Below are 653 nucleotides of genomic sequence, written 5' to 3' on the forward strand. Positions count from 1 at the left end.
CGGCCAGGCACAGTGGTTCACGCCTGTAATCCCAGCACTTTGGGAGGCCAGGACAAGCGGCGTTCCTTGGCGAATTCATCAATCAGCCGCCCCTGCCCCGAATAAATCCGGCTGATCGTCGGGGGCGTGTATTGCGCAAGGGATTCGTGGCTGGGCAGATCGCGGCCATACATCCAGAACACCGCGCCGATGGTCAGCGCGACCATACCGATGCTCATGGTGAGGGTGGTAAAAATACCCCCGAAGAAAGACAGGATCAAACGAAACACGGCTGGCAGTTCCTTGCAAGGAGGGTTGGTGACCCGTCTATACGCAACCCTGCGGGAATCGTCAAAACACGATGCAGTGGCCCTGTGCGGTAACCCGCGCAACACCTAGAGGGGCGTTCGGGTGCGGTTTACTGGCGAATCAAGGGCTTGAGCGCAGCATCCGCGTCGCGCCATCTGGCGATGGAATCCGCAATCGCCGACACCATGACCGCCCGCCAGATCGGGTCTCGCAGATTGGCAAGATCACGCTTCGAGCTGAGGAAGCCGATTTCGATCAGGACCGACGGGATGTCAGCCGATTTCAACACCGAAAAGCCCGCGTTGCGCAGCGGGTGGCGGTTCATCGGCCCGCCGGCGGCCTTCATCCCTTCAACCAGCACTTTA

1 protein-coding gene and 1 pseudogene are annotated in these 653 nt (G+C 60.2%); both read right to left on the reverse strand.

From position 1 onward, the window contains the following. Positions 1-44 precede the first annotated feature (44 nt). Positions 45-269 (reverse strand): annotated as a pseudogene (locus B3849_RS02715) (hypothetical protein); the annotation flags it as partial. A 128-nt stretch (positions 270-397) separates the two neighbouring features. Further along, positions 398-653, reverse strand: a 256-nt coding sequence (locus tag B3849_RS02720) for an N-acetylmuramoyl-L-alanine amidase family protein (RefSeq protein WP_286779786.1), incomplete at its 5' end; no start/stop codon positions are given.

It is taken from the genome of Sulfitobacter sp. UBA4523, assembly GCF_002388305.1.
GTDB lineage: Bacteria > Pseudomonadota > Alphaproteobacteria > Rhodobacterales > Rhodobacteraceae > Sulfitobacter > Sulfitobacter pontiacus.